The sequence below is a fragment of the Tepidiphilus thermophilus genome, assembly GCF_001418245.1.
Taxonomy (GTDB): domain Bacteria; phylum Pseudomonadota; class Gammaproteobacteria; order Burkholderiales; family Rhodocyclaceae; genus Tepidiphilus; species Tepidiphilus succinatimandens.
In genome coordinates this window covers 17,928-41,961 of sequence record NZ_LIPU01000011.1, presented here as the reverse complement: position 1 = coordinate 41,961, position 24,034 = coordinate 17,928, and the positions used below count along the sequence as shown (strand labels likewise).

The window sequence follows — 24,034 nt, the reverse complement described above, 5'->3', positions numbered from 1 at the left end:
GATGCCCGAGCCTTCGCTTCGTTCCGTCTCCCGGCGCCGCCTGCTGCTCGCCGCCGCAGGATTGACGCTCGCCGGCTGCGGCTTTCGGCCTCGTGGCATGGCCGGGCTCGGCGCGCCCACGGTGCAGATCAACAACGTCCCGCGCACCAGTCCGCTGGGGCGGGCGATCGCCCGGCGCCTTGCCGGCAGCGAAACGCGCTGGGTCGAGCCGCCCGAAGCAGCCGAGCTGCGCCTCGACATCCTCTCCTACCGCGAAGAGCGCGACATCCTCTCGCTCACTCCCGACGGCAAGGTGCGGGAATACCTGATCCGGGCGTCCCTGCGTTTCCGCGTGCTCGACAAGGAAGGGCAGGAGCTCCTCCCCGCTACCGAGCTCAGCGCCGAGCGCGACTACAGCTACGACGACAATCTGATCACTGCACGGGAAAAAGAGGAGATGCTCCTCTACGACGACATGCGCCAGCAGCTCGTCGACCAGATGTTCCTCATGATCGGCCGCACGATCGCCAGCCGTAAATGAAGCTGCCCCTCGCGCGACTTGCCCGCCACCTCGAACGCCAAACGCTGGAGCCCGTGTGGGCGGTCTACGGCGACGAGCCGCTGCTCGTGCTGGAAGCCGCCGACGCCATCCGCGCCCGCGCCCGTGCGCTCGGTTTCGAAGAGCGGCTCGTCTTCGTCGCCGAGGCCAATTTCTCCTGGGAACGACTCAGCCAGGAAGCCGACAGCCTCTCGCTCTTTGCCGCTCGCCGCCTCCTCGAACTGCGCCTGCCGCAAGGCAAGCCCGGCACGGAAGGTTCCTCCTGGCTCGCCGAACGGGCAAAGGCTCCGTTGCCCGAGACGATCCTCCTCATCACACTCGGTGCGCTCGACTGGCAGGCACGCAAAAGTTCCTGGTTCGCCGCCCTCGAGCAACACGCCGTGGTCGTGGAGGCAAACACCCCGCCGCGCGAGCAACTTCCCCAGTGGTGGCGCGAGCGCCTCGCCCGCCAGGAACAGAGCGCCTCGCCCGAACTGCTGCACCTGCTCGCCGAACGCACGGAAGGCAATCTCCTCGCCGCGCGTCAGGAGCTGGAAAAACTCGCCCTGCTCTTCCCCGAGGGGCCGCTGCCGGAAGCAGAAGTGCGCGCCGTCGTCTTCGACCTCGCCCGCTACGACCCCGAGGCACTGCGCCAGGCCGTGCTCGAAGGCGACGCGCTGCGCGCCCTGCGCCTGCTGCGCACCCTCATGGCAGAGGGCTGCGCCGCCCCGCTCATCGTCTGGGCGATCGCTTCGGCCCTGCGCCTCATCGCCCTCGCCCAGGAAGCGCTCGCACGCGGCGCGCCGCTCGAAGCCTTCTTTCGCCAGGAACGCGTCTTCCGCCCCGAAGAAAAACGTACCATCGAACACAGCGCCCGCAGGCTCCCGCCCTTGCGCACCGCGCTCATCGTCTGCGCCCGGCTCGACCGCATCGCCAAGGGCGCCGAGACCGGTGACTTCGCCCTGGAAGCCGAGCGACTCCTCCTCTCCCTGAGCGCGGCCCCGCCCCGCGGCCGCGCTGCCTGATCCCATTCGACCACCGGAGTACGCCATGACGGAACTCGACCGCTACCTCGCCGACCTCGGCCGCGCCGCCCGCCAGGCCGCGCGCGCCATGGCCAAAGCCTCGACTCAGGCGAAGAACGCCGCCCTCCTTGCCGCGGCCGAAACGCTGCGGCGCCAGCGCGACGACGTGCTCGCCGCCAACGCCGCCGATCTCGCCGCCGCCCGCGAGGCGGGACTCTCCCCCGCGCTCATCGACCGCCTCACCCTGAGCGAGAAAGGGCTGGAGACGATGGCCAAAGGCGTGGCCCAGGTCGCGGCGCTGCCCGATCCCGTGGGCGAGATCGACGAAGTCAAGCGCCGCCCCAGCGGCATCCAGGTCGGCAAGATGCGCGTGCCCCTGGGCGTGATCGGCATCATCTACGAAGCGCGCCCCAACGTCACGGCCGATGCCGCCGCCTTGTGCCTCAAGTCCGGTAACGCCGCCATCCTGCGCGGCGGCAAGGAAGCCCTGCAGAGCAACCAGGCGATCGCCCGCTGCATCCGCGCCGGGCTCGAAGCCGCCGGACTGCCGCTTGCCGCGGTGCAGCTCGTCCAGACCACCGAACGCGCGCTCGTCCCCCGGCTCGTCGCCTCACCCGAAGTGGTCGACGTCATCGTCCCGCGCGGCGGCAAGGGGTTGATCGAAGCGGTGATGAAAGACGCCCGCGTGCCGGTCATCAAGCACCTCGACGGCAACTGCCACGTCTACGTACACGCCGCCGCCGACCCGGCCAAGGTGCTCCCCATCGTCGAAAACGCCAAGACGCACCGCTACGGCGTGTGCAACGCCGCCGAGACGCTGCTGATCGACGAAGCGGTGGCCGAGCGCCATCTCCCCGAGATCGGACGCATGTTCACCGGGCACGGCGTCGAAATGCGCTGCTGCCCGCGCGCGCTCACCCTGCTGCAGCGCCACGGCCTGCCCGCGGCGCTCCTCAAAGCCGCCACCGAGGAAGACTGGCGCGAAGAATACCTCGCCCCCATCATCGCCATCCGCGTCGTTGCCGACCTCGACGAGGCGATCGAGCACATCGAACGCTACGGTTCGCATCACACCGACGCCATCCTCACCGAAGACTACGCCGCCGCGATGCGCTTCCTGCGCGAAGTCGACTCCGCCTCGGTGATGGTCAACGCCTCCACGCGCTTCGCCGACGGTTTCGAATACGGGCTCGGCGCCGAGATCGGCATCTCCACCGACAAGATCCACGCCCGCGGCCCGGTCGGGCTCGAGGGGCTCACCAGCCAGAAATGGATCGTGCTCGGCCAAGGCGAGATCCGGCGCTGAACGAGACGGCCGAGCCCCTCGCGCCGGCGCTGGAAGCCTCGCTCGACGCCTTCGTGCAGACTCTTTGGCTCGAAGAAGGGCTCGCGCCGGCCACCCTCGCCGCCTACCGCAGCGACCTCAGCCAGTTTTTCCTCTGGGCCCAGCGCGCCGGGCTCGACCCGCGCGCCGCGGGCAGCGCCGAGCTCCTCTCCTATCTCGCCGACTTCAGCCGCCGCAACAAGGCCACCAGCCAGCGGCGGCTGCTCGCGAGCTGGCGGCGCTACTACCACTGGCTGCTGCGTGAAGGCGCCATCGCCCGCGACCCCACCGCCACCCTGCAGCCGCCGCTGCTGCCGCCGCGTCGCCCCAAGACGCTCACCGAAATAGACGTGGAGCGCCTGCTTGCCGCCCCCGACGTCACCACGCCGCTCGGGCTTCGCGACAAAGCCATGCTCGAAGTGCTCTACGCCACGGGACTGCGCGTGAGCGAACTCGTGGGCTTGCAGACGCACCAGATCGAGCGCAACGAAGGCTGGCTGCGCGTGCTCGGCAAAGGCAACAAAGAGCGGCTCGTTCCTCTGGGTGAAGAAGCCGCCTCCTGGCTCGAACGCTATTGGCAGGAAGCGCGCCCCGTGCTTCTCAATGGAAAGCGGGAAGAGACCCTTTTCCTCAACCGCCACGGCCAAGCCATGACGCGGCAACGCTGCTGGCAGATCATCAAGGAACATGCGCTTCGCTGCGGCATTGCCCCAGAACGCCTCTCCCCCCATACCCTGCGCCACGCCTTTGCCACCCATTTGCTCGATCACGGCGCCGACCTTCGCGCCGTGCAATTGCTCCTGGGGCACGCCGATATTTCCACCACCCAAATCTATACCCACATCGCCCGAGCCCGTCTGGAAGCCCTTTATCGCCAGCATCATCCCAGAGCATGAAAAGAGCCCTTTCCAAGAACGAAATATTGGCTATAATAGCGGCTTCATCCACTCCATTTGAAAAACATCATGGATCTCACCTCGCTCACGATCGAAGAACTCGAACAGCTCAAGAAAGACATCGACCACGAATTCGAACGGCGCCGCCGCGAAGCCCGGGCCCAATTCAAAGCCCGAGTCACCCAGCTCGCCAAAGAAATGGGCATCTCGCTGGACGAAGCCCTGGGGCTTCTGAAAGGAGAAAAAAAGGAACGGGATTCCGGCAAAAAACCGCCCAAATACCGCCACCCCGAAAATCCCAACATCACCTGGAACGGCCACGGCCGCGCGCCCAAATGGTTCACCGAGTGGACAAATTCCGGTCGTTCCGCCGAAGAACTCGAAATCAAATGATCGCCTGAAGCGCTCGATCCGCCGGCTCCCGCCGGCGGTTTTTCTTTCTGCTTTTCACCCCACATCCCGCCTCCGTTCCAAGAGGATTCCCACGTTCTTCACCTCCGGGCGCACGCCAATCTTGGCGATCTTCACGCGTACCCAGGAAGCGTCGAATTCGGCAAAAAGCATCCCAACCAGATGCTCCCCCAGCCGCTCGAGCAAACGGAAATGCCGTCCGGCAAGCTCCTCCTTCACCCGGTCGATCACGCGGGCGTAATCGATCGTCGTCGCCAACTCATCGCCTCGCCCGGCCTCGGGCGGAATGCCCAGACTCAAGTCGATCGTCAAGGACTGCGGCGCCACCTGCTCGCGCGCATACACCCCCACCCGCGCCTCTACCCGCAGCCCCTCGATGAAGATACTGTCCATCTTTCCTTCCTTCTTCGCCGTTGCAACGCCCCCGTCAAAGCTGGGGTAAACTAAGATACTTTCCTCCGGATCATCGCACGATGCCCAAGATCCTGCTTCTCGTCCTGATGGGCTACGCGATCGGCTCGATTCCCTTCGCCATCCTCGCAAGCCGCCTCTTTCGCCTGCCCGATCCGCGCTCCTACGGCTCGGGCAACCCCGGCGCCACCAACGTGCTGCGCAGCGGCCACAAGGCCGCGGCGCTCTTCACGCTCGCAGGCGACGCCGCCAAAGGCTGGTTCGCCGTCTGGCTCGTGCATCGGCTGGGCGCGGACGTCACGGTCGCCGCGCTCGCCGGGCTCGCCGCCTTCCTCGGGCACGTCTACAGCCTCTTCCTGCGCTTTCGCGGCGGCAAGGGCGTCGCCACGGCGCTGGGCGTCCTCGCCGGCCTGCAGCCGGCACTCGCGCTTGCCGTGGCCGGCATCTGGCTCGTCGTCGCCTTCGTCACCCGCTACTCGTCGCTCGCCGCCCTCACTGCCGCTGCCGGGGCCCCTTTCCTCGCCCTGCTGCTCGACCTACCCCGTGAAGTCATCCTCGTCATCGCTGCCATGTCGGCCGTCCTCTTCTGGCGACACCGACGCAACATCCGCCAGCTGCTCAACGGCACCGAACCCAAATTCGGCCGCGGACGGCCCCAACGCAAGCCCCCGGCCGATCACCCCTGACGAAGCCCCTCCAGCGCCCAGCGCGGACGCACCTCGATGCGACGGTCCCATTTCACCTCTGCCCCCGCTTCCAGCCGCAGCGCCGCCGCAAAAGCGATCATCGCCCCGTTGTCGGTGCATAGCGCCACGTCCGGATAGAACACCGCAAACCCCTGTTTCGCGCCGGCCTCGGCCAGCATTTCGCGCAGACGGCGATTCGCCCCGACCCCGCCGGCCACGACCACGCGCCTCAAACCCGCCGCGCGCACGGCCGCCACCGTCTTCGTCACCAGCACCTCCACCACCGCCTCCTGGAAAGCAGCCGCCAGATCCGCCGCATACTCCGCTCGCCAGTCGGGCGAACCCACTTTCAGCGCCACTGCGGTCTTCAGGCCGCTGAAGCTGAAGTCCAGCGTCGGCGCATGCAGCAAGGGGCGCGGCAAGGCAAAGCGCGTGGGATCTCCCCGTTCGGCGAGCGCCGCCAACGCCGGCCCGCCCGGATAGCCCAGACCCAACAGCTTCGCCGTCTTGTCGAACGCCTCTCCGGCCGCATCGTCGATTGTCTCGCCCAGCAGGCGGTAATCCCCCACCGCCTCGACGGCCATCAACTGCGTATGCCCGCCCGAGACGAGCAAGGCGAGAAACGGGAACTCCGGCCGCGGCTCGGTCAGAAGCGGCGAGAGCAGATGCCCTTCGAGATGGTGCACCGGCAACGTCGGCTTGTTCAGGGCCAATGCCAGGCTCTCTGCGAAACTCGCCCCCACCAGCAGGGCCCCCGCCAATCCTGGCCCGGCCGTATAGGCGATCACGTCGAGCTCCGTCCAATCCATGCGCCCATCGGCCATCACCTCGCGCACCAGCGCCGGCAAGCGCCGCACGTGATCCCGCGACGCCAATTCCGGCACCACCCCCCCGTACGTCGCATGCATCTGTGCCTGCGTATGCAGGCGATGCGCGAGCAAGCCGCGCGACGTGTCGTAGAGCGCCACGCCCGTCTCGTCGCACGAAGACTCGATCCCGAGAATACGCACGCCCCGTCCTCACGCAAAAGCAAAAATTGTACCGTCGTTCGCCTCGTGCGCGAAAATCGCCTTGCCAGCCATTTTCTCAACCTTTATAATGCGAGTTTTCGTATCATCCATTCGAATCGAGGATCGAGATGCCCGGTATCCGCGTCAAAGAAAACGAACCCGTCGAAGTCGCCGTGCGCCGCTTCAAGCGCACGGTCGAGAAAGCCGGTATCCTCACCGAGCTGCGCAAGCGCGAGTTCTATGAAAAGCCCACCGCCGAACGCAAGCGCAAGCGTGCCGCCGCGATCAAGCGCTACCAAAAGCGCCTGCGCAGCCAAATGTTGCCGCCCAAGATGTATTGATGGAATTCAGGCTGGGGCGGCGCTGCGCGTCAGCCCCTGTTTCGCCTCTGCTGCCGTGACCCGCTCCCTCGTCCGGCACCGTCCTCATCCAAGAACGCCGATCGCCCGACGTCTGACGTTGGTCGTCCGGCCATGATCCCGCGCGACTTCATCGACGAGCTGCTCGCCCGCGTCGACCTGGTCGACGTCGTCGGCAAGCGCCTCAAGCTCAAGAAATCCGGCGCCAACTACTTCGCCTGCTGCCCCTTCCACGGCGAAAAAACGCCCTCCTTCTCCGTCTCGCCCGCCCGGCAGTTCTACCACTGCTTCGGCTGCGGCGCGCACGGCACCGCCATCACCTTCCTCATGGAATACGAAGGGCTGGGCTTCGTCGAGGCGGTGGAAGCACTCGCTGCCGAAACGGGAATGCAGGTGCCGCGCGCCCAAGGCACACTCTCCGCCGCCGAAGCCGCACAGCAAAAAAGCGAGCGCCAGCTCCTGCTGGAAGCGCACGCCAAAGCGGCCGACTTCTACCGCCGCAGCCTCGAGCGCAGCCCCAAAGCCCGCGCCTACCTCGAACAGCGTGGCATCCTTCCCGCCACCGCCGAGCGTTTCGGCCTGGGCTACGCCCCGCCCGAATGGCAGGCGCTCTCTGCCGTCTTCCCCCACTACGGCGAGCCGCTGCTCGAAAAAGCCGGCCTCGTCATCGCCAACCCCGACAGCGGCAAACGCTACGACCGATTCCGCGACCGGCTCATCTTTCCCATTCACGACCGACAGGGGAAGATCATCGCCTTCGGCGGGCGCAGCCTCGACGGCGGCGAACCGAAGTACCTCAACTCCCCCGAGACCCCCCTCTTCGAGAAAGGCCGCACGCTCTACGGCCTGGCGCTCGCACGCGACGGGATCCGCGAGGCGGGCTTTGCCCTGGTCACCGAAGGCTACGTCGACGTCATCATGCTCGCCCAGCACGGCCTCACCAACGCCGTCGCGGCGCTGGGCACCGCCACCACCGGCGAGCACGTGCGCACGCTGCTCGCACTCACCGACCACGTCGTCTTCTGTTTCGATGGCGACGAAGCCGGCCGCCGCGCCGCCTGGCGCGCCCTGGAAAACTCCCTCGAAGCGCTCAAGGACGACAGCCGCCTGCGTTTCGTCTTCCTCCCTCCCGAACACGACCCCGACAGCTTCGTGCGCGCGAACGGCGCCGACGCCTTCCGTGCCCTCATCGCCGACGCGGCCAAACCGCTCACCACGTACCTCTTCGACGAACTCACGCGGGACGAAGACCTGCACACCGCCGAAGGACGCGCCCGGCTCGCCCACCTCGCCAAGCCGCTGATCGCCAAAATCCGCGCCCCCATGCTGCGTCTGCAGCTAGAAAAGGAACTTGCCGATCGCACCGGGCTCGCCATCGAAACCCTGCACGAGTGGATTCCGCCCGCAGAAGCCGCCCCCCCTTCCTCGCCCCGGGCGGCACCGCCGCGCCGCGCCCGCCCGCCCGCCCGCCGCGCCCCTCTGCCGCTCGCCGCGCTGCTGCTGCGGCTACTCATCGCCCATCCGCTGCTCGCCGCCCGGCTCCCGGTCGAACTCCTGCCACTCGACGAGCCCGAACCCGAATGGCGCGCCTGCGCCGCGCTCATCGACGCCATCGAAGTCGGCACGCTCGATGCGAGCGCCACCCCCGCCATCCTCGTCGAGCACTTCCGCAGCAGCGAGCATGGCGAAGCATTCTCCCGCCACGCCGCGGCGCTCCTCGAAGAAACGCACTCCTGGGAAGACGCCGAATCCACCCTGAACGACGTCGTACACACCCTGCGCCGCCGCCGCCTCGAGCGCGAGATCGATTCCCTCATCGCCCTCGGCCGCCAGCGCAAGCTCACGCCAGAGGAAACCCTGCGCATCGGCGAACTTTTGCGCGAGAAAGCCCGTCTCACCCCCGTCGGCACCTTGGGTACGCTTCCCGCTCCCCAACCTCCCTAGAAGCGACGCCGGGTGTCGAAGCTGCTATAACAAAAAAGCAAGCCGCCCGATGTGCGGCGAGTCGTTTATAATCGTTGGTTTTTCCGGGAAAAACACGCTGCTGCCATGGCTCAAACTCCCAAGAATTCCCTCAAGCGCAAATCCTCCAAGCGCGCCAATCCCAAGGCCGAGAGCGCCTTCATCGAAGCGGTGGCCGCCAATCATTCTCCGGCCGACGCCGAAAAGCGCCGCACCCAGATCAAAGCGCTCATCGCGCTGGGCAAGGAACGCGGCTACCTTACCTACGCCGAGATCAACGACCATCTGCCCGACGACATCGTCGACTCCGAGCAGATCGAAGGCATCATCACCACCTTCAACAACCTCGGCATCCAGGTCTTCGAAGAAGCCCCCGCGCCCGAAGAGCTGCTCATGGCCGAAGCCCCTGCCGTGGGCGGTGCGGATGACGACATCGAAGAAGAAGCCGAGCAGGCGCTCTCCTCGGTCGACTCCGAATTCGGCCGCACCACCGACCCCGTGCGCATGTACATGCGCGAAATGGGCTCGGTCGAGCTGCTCACGCGCGAAGGCGAGATCGAGATCGCCAAACGCATCGAAGAAGGCCTGAAGAACATGGTGCAGGCCATCGCCGCCTGCCCCCTCACCATCGCGCACATGATCGAGACCATCGGCAAGATCGAGCGCGACGAAATCCGCATCGACGAAGTCGTCGACGGCCTCATCGACCATGAAGATCTCGCGCCGCTTGCCGAAGAAGACAGCGAAGCCGAAGCGGCCGCGACCGACGTCGACCTCGATGCCCTCGCAGAAGACGAAGCGGAAGTCGACGAAGAAGCCGCCGAAGACGGCGAAACCGAAGCCCAAGGGGATCTGGACGACGAAAGCGACGAAGACCGCGCCGCCCGCATCCAGGCCGCCAACCTCGCCGAGCTCAAACGCGGCGCCATGCAGCACTTCGAGCGCATGCGCAGCCTCTACGCCGAGCTCGACCGCGCGCTCGAAGCCTACGGCAGCGAAGATCCGCGCTACACCGCGCTGCGCGACCAGATCGCCGGCGAACTGCTGCACATCCGCTTCACCGCCCGCTACATCGAACAACTGTGCGACGTCATCCGTAGCATGATCGAACAGGTGCGCCAGCACGAACGGGCGGTCTCGAAGCTGTGCACCGAGATCGGCACCATGCCGCGGGACTACTTCATCAAGGTCTTCCCCGAGCACGAAACCGACCTCGACTGGATCACCCGCGAGATCGAAGCCGGCAAACCCTGGTCCGAGTCGATGGTCAAAATCTACCCTTCCGTACTCGAAGAGCAGAACCGCATCCGCGAGATCGAACAACGCGCCCGCATTCCGCTCAAGGAACTCAAGGACATCAACAAACGCATGTCCATGGGCGAAGCCAAGATGCGCGCCGCCAAGCGCGAGATGATCGAAGCCAACCTGCGCCTCGTCATCTCGATCGCCAAGAAATACACCAACCGCGGCCTGCAGTTCCTCGACCTCATCCAGGAAGGCAACATCGGCCTGATGAAAGCCGTCGACAAATTCGAATACCGCCGTGGCTACAAATTCTCCACCTACGCCACCTGGTGGATCCGGCAGGCCATCACCCGCTCGATCGCCGATCAGGCCCGCACCATCCGCATCCCGGTGCACATGATCGAGACCATCAACAAGATGAACCGCATCAGCCGCCAGATCCTGCAGGAGACGGGCGAAGAGCCCGACGCCGCCGAACTCGCGCGCCGCATGGAGATGCCCGAAGAAAAGATCCGCAAGATCCGCAAGATCGCCAAGGAACCGATCTCCATGGAGACGCCCATCGGCGACGACGAGGATTCGCATCTGGGCGAATTCATCGAGGACACCTCCGTGCTCGCCCCGGTCGATGCCGCGCTCATCGCCGACCTGCGCGAAGCCACGCGCGAAGTGCTCGAAACGCTCAACCCGCGCGAAGCCAAGGTGCTGCGCATGCGCTTCGGCATCGAGATGAACACCGACCACACCCTCGAAGAAGTCGGGCGGCAATTCGACGTCACCCGCGAGCGCATCCGCCAGATCGAAGCCAAAGCCCTGCGCAAACTGCGCCACCCCACCCGCTCCGAGCGCCTGCGCAGCTTCCTCGACAACGAAGTCTGAAGCCTCTCACCGCCTCGGCCCCGCCCTCTGGGCGGGGCTTTTTCATGCGATAATCTTCGCTGCTGGGCCCATAGCTCAACGGTTAGAGCAGCGGACTCATAATCCGTTGGTTGCTGGTTCGAATCCAGCTGGGCCCATCAAGAAAATCAATAAGTTACTGCTTCGTCGTCATACTCGAAAATCTGCCGCGTACGTGCAGTGTACCTCTCGGGTAGGGAGAGGACGGTTGAACCCATGGTTCGCTTCGATCACACCCGCTGCCACCTCGTACCGCACCATCCTCCCGTTATGAGCCCACCCTCTTGCACGCATGCACGCAATGCGTTATAGTTGTACAGTAAATCGCACAATAGAAGCAGGGCTCTCGTCATGCGCGTAGTGAATTTCTCTGAGGCACGAAACAACCTTAAAAAGGTGATCGATCAGGTCATCGACGATGCCGACTACACGGTCATCACACGCCGGGATGCCCCCGATGCGGTGGTGATGTCGCTGGACACATTCAACGGCCTGATGGAAACTGTCCATCTGCTGAAATCGCCTGCCAATGCGGCACACCTGGCCCGCTCGATCGAGCAGTACCGCCAGGGACAGGTGAAGCAGCAGGACCTGGTCGATGCCCAGTGAAGACAAGCTACTGAAGCTCACCTGGACCCTGGCCGCCTGGGAGGATTACGAATACTGGCAAAGCCAGGACCGCAAGACGCTCAAGCGCATCAATGCCCTGATCAAGGACTGCCTGCGCCACCCATTCGAAGGCATCGGCAAACCCGAACCTCTCAAGGAAACCCTTTCGGGCTTCTGGTCGCGGCGCATTGACGATACCCACCGGCTGGTCTACTGCGTGGATGCGCAGGCCCTGGTAGTGATTGCTTGTCGTTACCACTACCAGTAACCAAGTAAACCAAAACACCCACTTATTGCCCTATCCCCTGGGGCATGCTGCGCCCCAGACCCATGGGCAACTCATCACCCCCCGAACCGATACGCCTCGATCCACTCGCCGAGGTGATCCTCCAGCATCCAGCCCTCGCGCACCCACCGCTGCAGCGCCTCGCCCTCCTTCTGCGCCTCGTCCAGGTCGTGGATGCGGGCGCGGATCGCCTCGAGCCAGGCCTCCGGCCGATTTGGCACCCGCGTCACCGGCGCGCCGCGATAGGGCAGCACGTCCGAGCACACCACTGGCCAGCCAAGGATGCCGTACTCCAGCAGGCGCAGGTTCGACTTGCACTCGTTGAAGCGATTCACCTCCAGCGGCGCCACCGCCAGGTCCAGGTCGAGGCTCGCGAGTTTGGCCGGATACTGCTCGAACGGCACGAAGGGGTGGAACTCCTTCACGAAGGGGCGCAGCTCCTCCGGGCACATGCCGAAGAAGACCCAGTCGCACTCCTCGCTCGTCGCCTCCACCACCTCGCGGATCAGGGCCAGATCCCCGGCGTGCTGCATCGCCCCGGCCCAGCCCACGCGCGGCTTGGGCCCTACCCTCCGCTCGGATTTCAACCCATTCCACACCCATCCCGGCAGATAGTTCGGAATCAGGCGCACCTCGCGGGCATACTTCTCGATCGCCGAGCGGATCGGCTCAGTCGTCACCACCACCCGGTCGGCGGTGCGCACCACCCGCTTCATCTCGCCCGGCGTGTTGCGGTGCTCATAGACCTCGCTCTGGCGCGGAATCTCGCTGATGAGATCGTCCAGATGCAACAGGAAAGGAATTCTGGCGACCTCCTGCACCTGGCGCACCGTCTCCAGATGGTCGCTCAACTCCAGAAAGGCGCTCGCGGTGAAGACGTCCGGCTTCGCCCGCTCCACCTCCACCAGCAAGGGAATGCGCGTCTGCCGCACCCCCGGCGCATGGATGAAACTGCGCTCCGCCGCCCTAGCCTGCCACAACCCCTCCAGCGGCTGCTTGATGCGGTACTCGATCACCCCGCTCAGCTGCTCCCAGCCCAACACCCGCACCTTCTCCGAAGGCAAGCGCGGATCCCAATTCACCACGATCTCCGACTCCACCCGGTAATCGCGGTGCGTCAGGCTCAAGTGCCGGTTATAGGCCGGATCGCGCGCGAGCTGCGGCAGCCACTTGCGCAACATCGCCTCCTGCTCCTTGCCAAAGCGCTGCTGCGCCTTGCGCGCCTTGGCAGGCTCCGCCGCCTCCTGCTGCTGGCTCACGCTGCCGTGATGCACCAGCACCACGAAGGGCGTCCACAGAATCTTGTAGCCGCGCTCGCGCACCTTTAGACACAGATCCACGTCGTTGTAGGAGACGCGAAACGCCTGCTCGTCCAGCCCCTTCACCTCCTCCCACACCGACTTGCGGATCAAGAGACACGCCGCCGTCACGGCCGAGAGATCCTGATCCACCAAGGCACGGTTCATGTACCCGCCATCGGTCAGTCCCAATAGCCCCATATAAGGAAAATCCGCGATACCGCCCAATCCCAATAGCATTCCAACGTGCTGCACCGTCTGCGGGTGCGGGAACATCAGCTTCACTCCCACGATGCCCACGTCCGGCCGCTGGCCATAGGCCACCATGCGCTCCAGCCAATGCTCCTGCAGCACCGCGGTGTCGTTGTTGAGCAAGAGCAGATACTCACCGCTCGCCTCGCGCGCGGCCAGATTGCACATCGCCGAGAAATTGAACGGTTTGGGATAGGGCAACACCCGCACCCCCTCCGCTTTCAGGCGCTCCAGATAGGCGAGCGCCTCCGGCTGCGTGCTGCCGTTATCCACCACCAGAATCTCATGGTCAGGATAGGCCGTCTTCGCCCGGATGCTCTCGACGCAGGACTGCAGATAATCCGCCTGGTCTTTGGTGGGAATGATGATCGACACGCGCGGCTGCCGCGGCCAGTGATACACCACACGCCAGGTGCCCGGTACGTAACCCTCCGCCACCTCCGCCTCCAGCCCCCGGCGCGCCAGATGCGCCGCGAGCGCCTGCTGGTGCGCCGGCTCGTCCACCGCCTCTTCGCGCCCCGCCGGCACCGAATAGAGCACCTCGTCCACGTGCCCGATCGCCTCCTCGCCAAACGCATCGAGCACGCGCAGCGCCAGATCGTAGCGCCACGCCGACGCACCCTCCCCCAGTCCGCCCACCGCCGCAAACGCCTCGCGCTCCACCCATAGGCACGGGCCCAGATACGGCATCGAGCGCAGCAGATCGAGGTTGACGTCCGGCCGGAAGAGCGGATCGCGCCGCGCCCCGTCCGCCTCCACCGTGTCCGAGTCGCCATACATCAAGCGCCACTGCGGAAACGCCAGCGCATGGCGCACAAGCTGCTCCACCGCATCGCCAGACAGCCGCACCCCTGGCGCAAGCACCGACACCCAACCCGACTCCGCCGCCAGCTCCTCCGCGATCGCCGCCTCCAACCCCTCCGCCGACTCCACCTCACGCCAGCGCAGCATCGGCAACTCCGTCCACATCGCATCCGGCGCTGGCGTATCCGCCACCACCACCAGCCGCCACAAGGGCGCCGACTGCACGCCCAGGCTGTCGAGCGTATCGGCCAGTAGCGGCAGCTCGGACGCCGGGCAAGGCACGACGAAGGTGACGGTGGGGCTGTCGGCGGGAAGGGGATCGTCGGGGTGGAAGGGGGGGTGGTGGCGTTGCAGATACACACGGTAAGGGTCTATCTGCCGCACTTCAAGAGCTTGCTCACCCTCCACGAAACTTTGCAACATCCGCTCCCTACCCTGCCGGATTTCCAGATTACCCATATCATCGTATCGGGAATAAAGCAAACGATACGTGTCAAGGAATTTGGGGCGTTCGCGGCGCAATACATTGTCAGGATCAAGACGCTGGTGAACCTCAACGGTAACCACCGGAATATGAACCAGATCAAACGATCTGGAACAGCGAAGAAGAAAATCCCAATCCTCGAAAGTATCGAGAGATTCATCAAAAAAACCCACTTCATCAATCACATGTTTCCAATGACCCCAGGTATTGATAGGAATATAATTGCAAACATGGAGGCGCTCTTTGGAATAAAAAGACTCGCCATGGGGATCCGTCCGATCCACTTCATGAGGCTGACCACGTCCATAGGATTCAATGACATATACAGCCTTGGTATAAACAAATTTTGCCTCTGGAGCACGAAGGAGTTCATCCACAACTCTTTCAACATGTTCCGGCAAAAAAACGTCATCATCATCAAGATAGCATATAATGTCGCCTCTGGCAACGCGCAGAGCAACATTTCGCGCCCCGGCGTGTTTTCTGTTTTGTCCATAACGGATATAGACAATATTCAAATCTTCCGAAAAGAAATTGACAATCTCAGAAACTTCCTTTCCGGCATCGTTGACAACAACAATTTCTATGTTTTTATATGTTTGCTCTTTTACACTTCTAATTGCGCGAATCAACAGATCAGGGCGATTATAAGTCGGAACAATTACAGAAACCAGCAAGTCATCTTTTCTGCCAAAAACAGCTTCAGCAATTTTTTGAAGATATTTATTATCAGTATGTTTTTTCAATGCAATCTTTAATTTTTCAATATTTGCTTTTTTTGAATTGGCAAGAATAATATTTGCTTTTTCTATTTCGCTTGACGAATATATTTCTGGGTGATGAAAAACTATGTGCGCCCAAACTTCATCAAGGCTCGCAAGCGTACCTGATACCATGGTATTGGGTCGGTTGCGATACAAGAACAGAGGCTTTCGCAGATGAAATGATCTAAACCCAAGTTTTGCCGCCGCCACCCAGAAATTCCAATCCTCACCCCCAAGATACATTGCAGGAGAATAACCACCAACTTTTTCCCACACTTCTCTCCGGTAAAGAGAACAGTAGTCATGCACATTGACTAATTTGAGAATATCAAGTCGAGATTCACCTTTGACGTGAATGTGGCTCGCATCACCAAAATTCTGTTCATCGGTATAAATGGTAGAAAATTCCGGGTTATTATCCAGTATTGCGACTGTTTCTTTCAAAAAATTTGGATCAAGCTTATCATCCGCATCAAGAGGGAGTATATATCGACCACGGGCAGCCTCAATTCCAAAATTTCGGGCACCAGCCAAACCTTTATTTTCTTGTTCAAGAAGGCGAATTCTCCCATTTGGATCCTTTTTCATAAGATTGCGTGCAACGTCAGACGTATCGTCAGGACTGCCGTCATTGACAATAATACACTCCCAGTTTTCGAATGTTTGGGCAAGAACGCTTGATACGGATTCTTCAAGAAAATAGGCTTGATCGTAGCAGGGAATAATTACAGAAACGATGGGCGAACTATTTTTTAATACCCCGCAGCATAAAGGCTCTTCGAATAAATAAGATAAACCTCGATAAATATATAAATAAGAACAGTAATCAATAAAAAAATCTTTTTTAATCGCAATTAAATCATTACCAGCAAAAATAAGTTTATAATCATGAGAAAGAAATTTTTCAATAAATTCTTTTTCAGCATTGGACAAACATTGATGTTCAAATTGAATAATTTTTGGTTTATGGTTATTTTTAATTACTATCAAATCAATAATTTCAGCATCCATTCCCTCTGCATCTATTAATAATATATCTGGACCAACTCCGTAAGTCATTGACTTAGATTTTTCAAAATTTATTTGCCTTACTTTAATTTTTTCAACGCATTTCCATATTTTATTTTTTAAATCTTCATTTATTGTAAATCCTCCAAGCGCATTTTTATCATTATATAAAGAAGAAATCCCTAAAACCCAATCTGGCAACTTATACTCATATATTTTATATGGATTAATTGCATTAAATTCAACAAATCCATTACTGGATCCAAAAACAAAATTAATAAATATTGCATTTTTATTTTTAGCATAATTCCTTTTCAATTTTTCAAATAAATAAGGATTTGCTTCAAAAAGAACTGTTTTCGGATCTTTGTTAACTAAAACAGGACGTAATTGGTCAACAAAAATTCCATCCGCCGAACCAATTTGCCAAATAATACCATCAGGATTAGCATCAATAAAATATATAGATATTTTTTCAAAATCAAAAATATTAACATTACTAACTTTAAAATCGCTTTTCACTTGATCCCATTTGTATTTTTTATTTTTTATTTTTTCATTTATGTAAATTTCATATTCCTTCCCTCTTTTTGGAGATATTTTTTTTATAAGAGCTTTTGCCTCAAAAAAATCTTCATTTATTAATGCATTTTCAATTTTATTTATTAATTCATTTTCCCCTAGCCAAGACCCACCCCACCAATGAATACCATAAGAATTTCTCAGGTTATTTATTATTAACTTAGCGGACGTTTCATTATAATGAAACGGATAAAAACTTTTAGCATCAAGTCTTTTATTTCTATATTCCTTCAAATGCTTTCCAAATAACCAAGGCCCGGTTCCAATATTTGGAGGAATTTCATTTAATTTACCTTTATTATTTTTTATATCATCAATTATCTCCAAGAAAATTGGATGCTTAATTTTTGCTGCTATCATCCCTATGCTACAGTAATCATTACTTTCATCTTCATTACAAACAACAATATCATCATCACAAGAAAAGAAATCAAACCAATGCCAAGGCATAAAATCACAGTCTAAGTAAACCCCACCAAAACGATATAATATTTCATATCTCGCAACATCAGATTTCCTGGCATAGCCTTTTGCTAATTTTATGATTTCTGATGTAAGATATAATTCACCAATGTCATTATCAGTCCATGTCCTAAACTCACAATCTGGATATTGTCTCTGCCATGCCTCCCACCACATATCGTATTCTTCAGGTTTCTTGTTTTCACCGAACCAAATTCTATGAAAAATTTTAGGGATCATTTTTTCACCAAATCAGGAAAAATTTATTTTACATAAAAAAATATGGCTTAAAAATAACACCCGGCGAGGATCACGCACTTCATTCCCCCTCCCCAACGCCGCATCCGGCGCTTGTGTCAGAGGCATTGTAACCAAATCTCTTGGGTTCGAGCATGCGGCTGCGCTAGCCTCCGTCGCAGCCCGGCGTCCGATCCTGCCTCTCCCGCTCGTAGAACACCTTGCCCACACGCTCGATGTGCTCGCGCAGACCGGGATGATCGATCAGGTCGAAGAGGCACAGATCGACCTGATAAGGGATGGGCGATTCATCCAGTTGTCCCGCGATGCGGCCGAGCGTATCGAGGTCGAGCTTGGGGCCGAACAAGGCCAGATCGATGTCCGCCCCCGGTCGGTACGTTCCCTTGGCGCGCGAGCCGAAGATCACCGCTTTCTCCACTTCGGGAACTTCGGCCAGGATGCGCCGGATGGTGTCGATCGTGCGCTGCGGCAAGCCGAAATCCGGCGACGCGCTCACGATCCCCTCGCCAGGCGCGCCAGATGGTCGCGCAGTTCCAGAAAAGCGGCGTGGTAGCGTTCGACGACCGCCGAGACGATCGCTTCGGCCACCGATTCGTTGTAGGTATGGCTGGACAGGTTGCGCTTTTCGATCATGTCCATCCACACGTCGCCATCGCGCACCAATCCGCGCTTGAAGGCTTCCCGCACTGTGCTTCGCGAACCAACGAGCCCTTGGATCCCCTCCATTTCCAGATAATCTTTCAGCACGTTCCAGGCGAGTTCATGGGTGAATTCGAATCCTTGGATCAATCCTTGCTTTTCGAGGTCGGTGAGCGGTCGCGTCTCGGACAAGCGAACGGCCGCGCTCAGCTGATTCAGCGCCCGCTGAAAATTCTCGAACCGCCGTTTCCAGCGAACATCATCGACCATGATCTAGTCCCCTCTCGTGCCGGCAAGCGCTTTCATCATAGCAGTGCGGCGGTACAATCCCGCCCATGAAACTCGCCACCTGGAACGTCAACTCCATCGCCGCCCGGCTGCCGCACCTGCAGCGCTGGATCGCCGCCGCCCGGCCCGACGTGCTCGCGCTGCAGGAGCTCAAGTGCCCGGCGGAGAAATTTCCCGCGCAAGCGATTGCCGAACTCGGCTACGCGTCCGCGGTGCACGGGCAGAAAACCTACAACGGCGTGGCGCTGCTGGTGCGCGAGGGGTTGCCGTGGCGCGAGGTGGTGCGCGGCGTTCCCGAGTTCGACGACGAGCAGGCGCGCCTCATCGTGGCCGAGATCGACGAACCCGGCAGCGAGGCGCCGCTTTGGGTCGCGAGCGCCTATTTCCCCAACGGCCAGGCGGTGGGCAGCGACAAGTTCGCCTACAAGCTCGCCTGGATCGAGGCGCTCGCCCGCTGGATCGAACGGGAGCGGCTCACGGAGCGCCCTTTCGTGCTGATGGGCGACTTCAACATCGCCCCGGCGCCCGAAGACACCCACCCCGACTGGCCGCAGGACGGCATCCTCGCTTCGCCCCCCGAGCGCGCCGCCTTTGCCCGGCTCCTCTCGCTCGGGCTCGTCGACGCCTTCCGCCGCTTTCCCCAGCCGCCGCAGTCGTACTCCTGGTGGGACTACCGCCAAGGAGCATTCCGGCGCAACCTGGGCTTGCGCATCGACCACATCCTCGTCTCACCCGCTGTGCTGCCGCGGCTGCGCGCCTGCACGATCGACGTCGAGCCCCGGCGATGGGAACGCCCCTCGGATCACGCCCCGGTGGTGCTGGAGCTCGCTCCGATGGAGGAGTCGGGCAAGTAAGCCTCGGATGGCAGCGCTTGGTTCTCGATCTACAACGAGAACGTGCGCGTTTCAGCGGGATGAAAAAAGCACCTGAGCGGTGCCTTTGGTGCCGTTGAGAGGACTCGAACCTCCGACCTACTGATTACGAATCAGTTGCTCTACCAGCTGAGCTACAACGGCGTGGTGCGCGGCCTTGCGGCCTGGAAGAAATGGAATTCTATCCTCTCCCCGCCCGAAAATCAAGTTCGCGCCGGTCGAGCGCCTGGGCGCTACTTGCGCCACAGCCAGAAAAGCAGCGAGAGCAGCACCGAGACGAGGATGCTCGTGGTGAGGGGAAAGTAGAAGGTGAAGTTTTCGCGCTCGATGACGATGTCGCCGGGCAGGCGGCCGAAGGGAAAGCGCGACAGCCACGGCCAGAGCAGGGCCGCGAGCAGGAAGAGGATGCCGAGCAGGAAGAAGAATCGTTGCATCCCGGCCTCCCGGAGCGCGGGCAAACTGGCGGAGAGGGCGGGATTCGAACCCGCGTCAGGGTATTCCCCTGAACACGCTTTCCAGGCGTGCGATTTAAACCGCTCATCCACCTCTCCGGCAAGCGCGGTATTATACCCAGGTCCGGCACGAAACGCCAGGCCCCAGCCTGGCGGGCCGCTCTCTCGACGAAGGAGTCACCCATGGGACACCGCCTCTCCAAGATCACCACCCGCACGGGCGACGACGGCACCACCGGCCTCGGGGACGGCTCGCGCGTGGCCAAGAGCAGCCGGCGCATCGAAGCGCTGGGCGAAGTAGACGAATTGAACGCCGTGCTCGGGCTGCTCGCGAGCGAAACCGCCGATGAAGACCTGCGCGCGGTGCTCGCCGAGATCCAGCACGCCCTGTTCGACCTGGGCGGGGAACTGTGCCTGCCCGGCGCGGCCGTGCTCGGCGAGGCGCAGGTGGCGCGCCTCGAAGCGCTCGTCGAAGCCTACAACGCCGACCTTCCCCCGCTCAAGGAATTCATCCTGCCCGGCGGCTGCCGCGCGGCTGCGCTGGCGCACCTCGCCCGCACCGTCTGCCGCCGGGCCGAGCGCTCGGTGGTGGCGCTCGCGCAGGAAGAACCCCTGCACGCCGCCCCGCGGCGCTACCTCAACCGCCTCTCCGACCTCCTCTTCGTGCTCGCCCGCGTCTATAACCGCCGCGCTGGCGTGCCCGACGAACTGTGGCGGCGTGAGGGCAAAACGCCCAAGCCCCCGCGCGCGGGCGCCATGCCCCCCAACGGGAAAAATTCCTCAAGTCCCGCCGCATGATGCCGTAAACACTCCTACCAAACCCGGCAATCCACTCACGCAAGGAGAACCATCATGGCATCCGTCATCAACACCAACATCGCCTCGCTCAACGCGCAGAGGAACCTTCTGAAGAGCCAGAACGACATGCAGACCGCCATGCAGCGGCTCTCGTCGGGCCTGCGCATCAACTCGGCCAAGGACGACGCGGCGGGCCTGGCGATTTCCGACCGCATGACGGCGCAGATCAACGGCCTCAACCAAGCCACGCGCAACGCCAACGACGCCATGTCGATCGCCCAGGTGGCCGAAGGCGCACTGGGCGAAATCACCAACGCGCTGCAGCGCATCCGCGTGCTCGCGGTGCAGTCGGCCAACGATACCAACACTGCCACCGACCGCGCCTCGCTGCAGAAGGAGGTCAACCAGCTGCAGCAGGAAATCACGCGACTCGCCACCCAAACTTCGTTCAACGGCAAGAACCTGCTCGATGGCTCTTTCACCGGCCAGCAGTTCCAAGTAGGGGCTTACACCAACCAAACCATCGGTTTCTCCATCGGAGACTCTCGGGCCGCATCAATCGGCACCTACCAAATTTCGACCACCGGCTCCGCAGGGATCGAAGCCGCGGTTGCGGCCTCAGCCGGATATCCCACAGCGAACAACATGTCCGCTCAGGACATTACCATCCAAGGCCCGCGCGGCGAAGCCACGCTCTCCTCGGCAACCACCATCACCGCTGGCGTAACGGCCAAACAAATCGCTGATGCGGTCAATAGTCAAAGCGAGAAAACGGGCGTAACCGCCACCGCACGCACAACCGTAACGATGAGCTCCTTGGCTTCCGCAGGAACGGTCAGCTTTACTCTGCATGGAGCTAACGACAAAACCGCGCAGGTCACAGCCGACATCACCGACCCCAATGATTTGTCTGCACTGGCCAATGCGATCAACCAGACGACCGGCACCACCGGCGTATCCGCCTCCTTTGATAAAGAAACGGGCAAATTGACGCTGGTTCAGGCTGAAGGGTACGATATCGGGATCGAAGGGTTCAACAATAGCGCCGGGGGCACGATCTCGGTCGCCGGAAGTGAGGGTAATGCGGTCAATTTGACGAGCGGAGGAGCTAATAGCACCCGCGTCGGTGGCGAAGTCACCTTCAATTCGTCCGGACCTTTCAGTGTCAGCGTCTCCGTGGCAGGAGATTTGTTCGATACAGCTGGCACGGCTAACTACGGGGAGCTTAAATCGGTTGCGGACATCGACATCGGTACGCAGCAAGGCGCCAACGACGCGCTCAAGATCGTCGATGGGGCGCTGGCCTACGTCGATGACCTGCGCGCGGACCTCGGGGCGATCCAGAACCGCTTCAGCTCGGTGGTCTCGAGCAACTCGGTGACGAGCGAGAACGTGGCCGCCGCCCGGTCGCGGGTGCTGGATGCGGACTTCGCCGCCGAAACGGCGAACCTCTCCCGGGCGCAGATCCTGCAGCAGGCGGGCACGGCGATGCTGGCGCAGGCGAACGCCTCGACGCAGAACGTGCTGACGCTCCTGCGCTGATCGGGGCTTGACACGGGCGGCGCAGGGTCTACGATGATCCTGACGCCGCCCGCTTTGCTTTGAGGGGAATTGTCATGAACGTCCCGATTTCTTCCGTGTCGTTACCGCAAGGCGCGGCGAGCGCGGTGCTCACCGAGCCGCCGCGCGCGCCGGCGCCTTCTGCTGCCGCGGCGGACACGGCACCCTCCCCAACGGCCACACCGCGCGCGACCGAGGCCGCTGCGGCAACGGCGGCAGGTGCCGCGGCTTCTTCGGCGCCGGTCGACCGCGACACGTTGCAGGGCGCGGTCGAGCGGGTGCAGCAGGCGGTGCAGACGCTCTCCAGCGCCGGCATCCAGTTCACCCTCGACCAGGATTTCGAGCGCATGGTGGTGCAGGTGATCGATACCTCCACCAAGGAAGTGATCCGGCAGATTCCGCCCAAGGAGATGCTGGAGATCGCCCAGGCGCTCGACAAGCTCCAGGGCCTGCTCGTCCACCAGAAAGCCTGATTCGAGGAGCGCACCATGGCCACCATCACTTCTTCCGGCATCGGTTCGGGGCTGGACATCAACGGCATCATCGACAAGCTGATGGCGGTGGAGCGCAAGCCGATCGATGCGCTCGAGCAGCGCAAGAGCACGGTGCAGACGCAGATTTCGGCCTTCGGGCAGGTGAAGTCGGCGCTCTCCACCCTGCAGTCGGCCGTCAAGCGGCTGGACGACCCGAGCGTGCGCTACGCCACTACCGCCAGCGTGAGCGAAGGGGCCGGCTTCACCGCCAGCGCGAGCGCCGGGGCGAGCACCGGCACCTACGAGATCGGCGTGCAGCAGCTCGCCCAGGCGCAGCGCGTGGCCACCAGCGCCACGCAGCCTTTCACTCCCGGCGCGGGCAGGCTCACCATCAGCGCCGGCGGGCAGAGCGTGGAGGTCGATTTTTCCGGCGGCGGCTCGCTCGCAGACCTGCGCAACGCCATCAACGACCAGGCCGGTTCGCTGGTGAGCGCGAGCATCGTCGACAACGGCACGGCCCAGCAGCTCGTCCTCACCAGCCGGCAGACCGGCACGGGGCAAGCGTTCTCGCTCACGGGAACGGGCGAGCTCGCAGGGCTGACGTTCGATCCGACCAACCCCTTGACCGAACCGGGAAATTCCGTCTATCAGGTGCAGGCGGCGCAGGATGCCAAGCTCAAGTTCAACGGCCTCGAGGTCACCCGCTCCTCGAACACGATCGAGGACCTGATCCCGGGGGTGACGCTCAGCCTGCAGTCGGCCACGCCAGGGCAGACGTCCACGCTCAGCGTGCAGCGCGACGATTCGGCGCTCACCCAGGCGATGCAGGAGTTCGTGGATGCCTACAATGCGGTGAACAACACCCTCTACACCCTCACCTACTACGACCCGGAGAGCAAGACCGCCGGGCCGCTCTCCGGTGACTCGGCCCTGCGCACCATCCAGAGCCAGCTGCGCAACACGCTCAATTCGCTCGGCGGCAGCGGGGGCTTGCGCAGCTTCACCGACCTGGGGCTGAGCTTCGACGACAAAGGCGCGCTCTCGTTCGACGCGGCCACCTTCGCGCAGGCGCTGCGCGACCAGCCGCAGGCGGTGAACCAGATGCTGGTGGGCACCGACACCCAGCCGGGGCTGGCGAGCCGGCTCGATACGCTGCTGACCGCCGACCTGCAGACAGGGGGGCTGCTCGAGACGCGCGTGCAGGGGCTCAACGCCAAGGTGAGCCTCATCGACCAGCAAAAAGAACGGCTGGAAGCGCAGCTCGAGCGCATCCAGCAGAACTACCAGCGCCAGTTCAGCGCCATGGACAGCATCGTGGGGCAGTACACCAGCCTGGGCAGCTACCTGCAACAGCAGTTCGACGCCCTGCTGGCGAGTACGAAGAATTGATGCCGAGGAGAGA

General features: G+C 61.4%; 22 protein-coding genes and 3 tRNA genes. 17 read left to right on the top strand and 8 right to left on the bottom strand.

What is annotated here, in order from left to right:
- Nucleotide 1: 1 nt before the first annotated feature.
- The 5 genes from ASC37_RS08770 (at nucleotide 2) to ASC37_RS08750 (ending at nucleotide 4,155) form a co-directional block, all read left to right on the top strand.
- Nucleotides 2-520, top strand: a complete 519-nt coding sequence (locus ASC37_RS08770) for an LPS-assembly lipoprotein LptE (RefSeq protein WP_055424025.1) — start codon at nucleotides 2-4, stop codon at nucleotides 518-520.
- Nucleotides 517-1,542 carry a DNA polymerase III subunit delta gene (gene holA, locus ASC37_RS08765; protein ID WP_055424024.1) on the top strand — a complete coding sequence of 342 codons (1,026 nt, stop codon included), beginning with the start codon at nucleotides 517-519 and terminating at the stop codon, nucleotides 1,540-1,542. The genes ASC37_RS08770 and holA overlap by 4 nt, the downstream gene beginning before the upstream one ends.
- 25 nt (nucleotides 1,543-1,567) lie before the next feature.
- Nucleotides 1,568-2,848, top strand: coding sequence for a glutamate-5-semialdehyde dehydrogenase (locus ASC37_RS08760; RefSeq protein WP_055424023.1), 1,281 nt, complete (start codon nucleotides 1,568-1,570; stop codon nucleotides 2,846-2,848).
- The gene (xerD, locus tag ASC37_RS08755) at nucleotides 2,812-3,762 is read left to right on the top strand and encodes a site-specific tyrosine recombinase XerD (protein WP_082438438.1); all 951 of its coding nucleotides are present in this window, start codon (nucleotides 2,812-2,814) and stop codon (nucleotides 3,760-3,762) included. The genes ASC37_RS08760 and xerD overlap by 37 nt, the downstream gene beginning before the upstream one ends.
- Before the next feature lie 69 nt (nucleotides 3,763-3,831).
- Entirely contained in the window at nucleotides 3,832-4,155 is a 324-nt protein-coding gene (locus tag ASC37_RS08750) for an H-NS histone family protein (protein ID WP_072247973.1), read from the top strand.
- A 54-nt stretch (nucleotides 4,156-4,209) separates the two neighbouring features.
- On the opposite strand, the gene ASC37_RS08745 is transcribed toward ASC37_RS08750, so the two are convergent.
- Nucleotides 4,210-4,566: a dihydroneopterin aldolase gene (locus ASC37_RS08745; RefSeq protein ID WP_055424021.1), complete on the bottom strand. Its 357-nt coding sequence runs from the start codon at nucleotides 4,564-4,566 to the stop codon at nucleotides 4,210-4,212.
- Nucleotides 4,567-4,646: 80 nt separating this feature from the next.
- On the opposite strand from ASC37_RS08745, the gene plsY reads away from it, so the two are divergent.
- On the top strand, nucleotides 4,647-5,270 hold the full coding sequence (plsY, locus tag ASC37_RS08740; protein WP_055424020.1) for a glycerol-3-phosphate 1-O-acyltransferase PlsY: 624 nt from the start codon (nucleotides 4,647-4,649) through the stop codon (nucleotides 5,268-5,270).
- On the opposite strand, the gene tsaD is transcribed toward plsY, so the two are convergent.
- On the bottom strand, nucleotides 5,261-6,280 hold the full coding sequence (gene tsaD / locus ASC37_RS08735) for a tRNA (adenosine(37)-N6)-threonylcarbamoyltransferase complex transferase subunit TsaD (RefSeq protein ID WP_055424019.1): 1,020 nt from the start codon (nucleotides 6,278-6,280) through the stop codon (nucleotides 5,261-5,263). The two genes, plsY and tsaD, sit on opposite strands and share 10 nt — an antisense overlap.
- Nucleotides 6,281-6,408: 128 nt before the next feature.
- Between tsaD and rpsU the strand changes: the two genes are divergently transcribed.
- From rpsU to ASC37_RS08705, 6 genes are all read left to right on the top strand, one after another.
- On the top strand, nucleotides 6,409-6,621 hold the full coding sequence (gene rpsU / locus ASC37_RS08730; protein WP_028874628.1) for a 30S ribosomal protein S21: 213 nt from the start codon (nucleotides 6,409-6,411) through the stop codon (nucleotides 6,619-6,621).
- A 132-nt stretch (nucleotides 6,622-6,753) separates the two neighbouring features.
- On the top strand, nucleotides 6,754-8,583 hold the full coding sequence (gene dnaG / locus ASC37_RS08725) for a DNA primase (protein WP_055424018.1): 1,830 nt from the start codon (nucleotides 6,754-6,756) through the stop codon (nucleotides 8,581-8,583).
- Between the two features lie 105 nt (nucleotides 8,584-8,688).
- Entirely contained in the window at nucleotides 8,689-10,725 is a 2,037-nt protein-coding gene (rpoD, locus tag ASC37_RS08720) for an RNA polymerase sigma factor RpoD (protein ID WP_055424017.1), read from the top strand.
- Between the two features lie 64 nt (nucleotides 10,726-10,789).
- A tRNA-Ile gene (locus ASC37_RS08715) sits at nucleotides 10,790-10,862 on the top strand.
- Nucleotides 10,863-11,094: 232 nt separating this feature from the next.
- Nucleotides 11,095-11,352: a type II toxin-antitoxin system Phd/YefM family antitoxin gene (locus tag ASC37_RS08710; protein ID WP_055424016.1), complete on the top strand. Its 258-nt coding sequence runs from the start codon at nucleotides 11,095-11,097 to the stop codon at nucleotides 11,350-11,352.
- Entirely contained in the window at nucleotides 11,342-11,620 is a 279-nt protein-coding gene (locus tag ASC37_RS08705) for a Txe/YoeB family addiction module toxin (RefSeq protein ID WP_055424015.1), read from the top strand. The genes ASC37_RS08710 and ASC37_RS08705 overlap by 11 nt, the downstream gene beginning before the upstream one ends.
- Before the next feature lie 74 nt (nucleotides 11,621-11,694).
- Here ASC37_RS08705 and ASC37_RS11305 read toward each other — a convergent pair whose 3' ends face one another.
- The 3 genes from ASC37_RS11305 to ASC37_RS08685 all read right to left on the bottom strand — a co-directional run bounded on the left by ASC37_RS11305 (nucleotide 11,695) and on the right by ASC37_RS08685 (nucleotide 18,459).
- On the bottom strand, nucleotides 11,695-17,532 hold the full coding sequence (locus ASC37_RS11305) for a glycosyltransferase (RefSeq protein WP_082438437.1): 5,838 nt from the start codon (nucleotides 17,530-17,532) through the stop codon (nucleotides 11,695-11,697).
- Between the two features lie 163 nt (nucleotides 17,533-17,695).
- Entirely contained in the window at nucleotides 17,696-18,046 is a 351-nt protein-coding gene (locus ASC37_RS08690) for a nucleotidyltransferase domain-containing protein (protein ID WP_055424012.1), read from the bottom strand.
- Nucleotides 18,043-18,459, bottom strand: a complete 417-nt coding sequence (locus tag ASC37_RS08685) for a nucleotidyltransferase substrate binding protein (RefSeq protein ID WP_055424011.1) — start codon at nucleotides 18,457-18,459, stop codon at nucleotides 18,043-18,045. Before ASC37_RS08685 ends, ASC37_RS08690 begins: the two co-directional genes overlap by 4 nt.
- Nucleotides 18,460-18,524: 65 nt before the next feature.
- Here ASC37_RS08685 and xth point away from each other — a divergent pair, with 65 nt between their 5' ends.
- The gene (gene xth / locus ASC37_RS08680) at nucleotides 18,525-19,331 is read left to right on the top strand and encodes an exodeoxyribonuclease III (protein ID WP_055424010.1); all 807 of its coding nucleotides are present in this window, start codon (nucleotides 18,525-18,527) and stop codon (nucleotides 19,329-19,331) included.
- 86 nt (nucleotides 19,332-19,417) lie between these two features.
- On the opposite strand, the gene ASC37_RS08675 is transcribed toward xth, so the two are convergent.
- From ASC37_RS08675 to ASC37_RS08665, 3 genes are all read right to left on the bottom strand, one after another.
- Nucleotides 19,418-19,493: transfer RNA gene (locus tag ASC37_RS08675), tRNA-Thr, on the bottom strand.
- An 89-nt stretch (nucleotides 19,494-19,582) separates the two neighbouring features.
- On the bottom strand, nucleotides 19,583-19,783 hold the full coding sequence (locus tag ASC37_RS08670; protein WP_055424009.1) for a DUF2905 domain-containing protein: 201 nt from the start codon (nucleotides 19,781-19,783) through the stop codon (nucleotides 19,583-19,585).
- Between the two features lie 26 nt (nucleotides 19,784-19,809).
- Nucleotides 19,810-19,900 (bottom strand) — tRNA-Ser (locus ASC37_RS08665).
- Between the two features lie 84 nt (nucleotides 19,901-19,984).
- Here ASC37_RS08665 and ASC37_RS08660 point away from each other — a divergent pair.
- The 4 genes from ASC37_RS08660 to fliD all read left to right on the top strand — a co-directional run bounded on the left by ASC37_RS08660 (nucleotide 19,985) and on the right by fliD (nucleotide 24,021).
- On the top strand, nucleotides 19,985-20,599 hold the full coding sequence (locus ASC37_RS08660; protein ID WP_072247968.1) for a cob(I)yrinic acid a,c-diamide adenosyltransferase: 615 nt from the start codon (nucleotides 19,985-19,987) through the stop codon (nucleotides 20,597-20,599).
- Nucleotides 20,600-20,653: 54 nt separating this feature from the next.
- Nucleotides 20,654-22,141: a flagellin N-terminal helical domain-containing protein gene (locus ASC37_RS08655; RefSeq protein WP_055424008.1), complete on the top strand. Its 1,488-nt coding sequence runs from the start codon at nucleotides 20,654-20,656 to the stop codon at nucleotides 22,139-22,141.
- Between the two features lie 74 nt (nucleotides 22,142-22,215).
- Nucleotides 22,216-22,632, top strand: coding sequence for a flagellar protein FlaG (locus tag ASC37_RS08650; RefSeq protein ID WP_055424007.1), 417 nt, complete (start codon nucleotides 22,216-22,218; stop codon nucleotides 22,630-22,632).
- A 15-nt stretch (nucleotides 22,633-22,647) separates the two neighbouring features.
- The gene (gene fliD / locus ASC37_RS08645; protein WP_055424006.1) at nucleotides 22,648-24,021 is read left to right on the top strand and encodes a flagellar filament capping protein FliD; all 1,374 of its coding nucleotides are present in this window, start codon (nucleotides 22,648-22,650) and stop codon (nucleotides 24,019-24,021) included.
- Nucleotides 24,022-24,034: the final 13 nt, after the last annotated feature.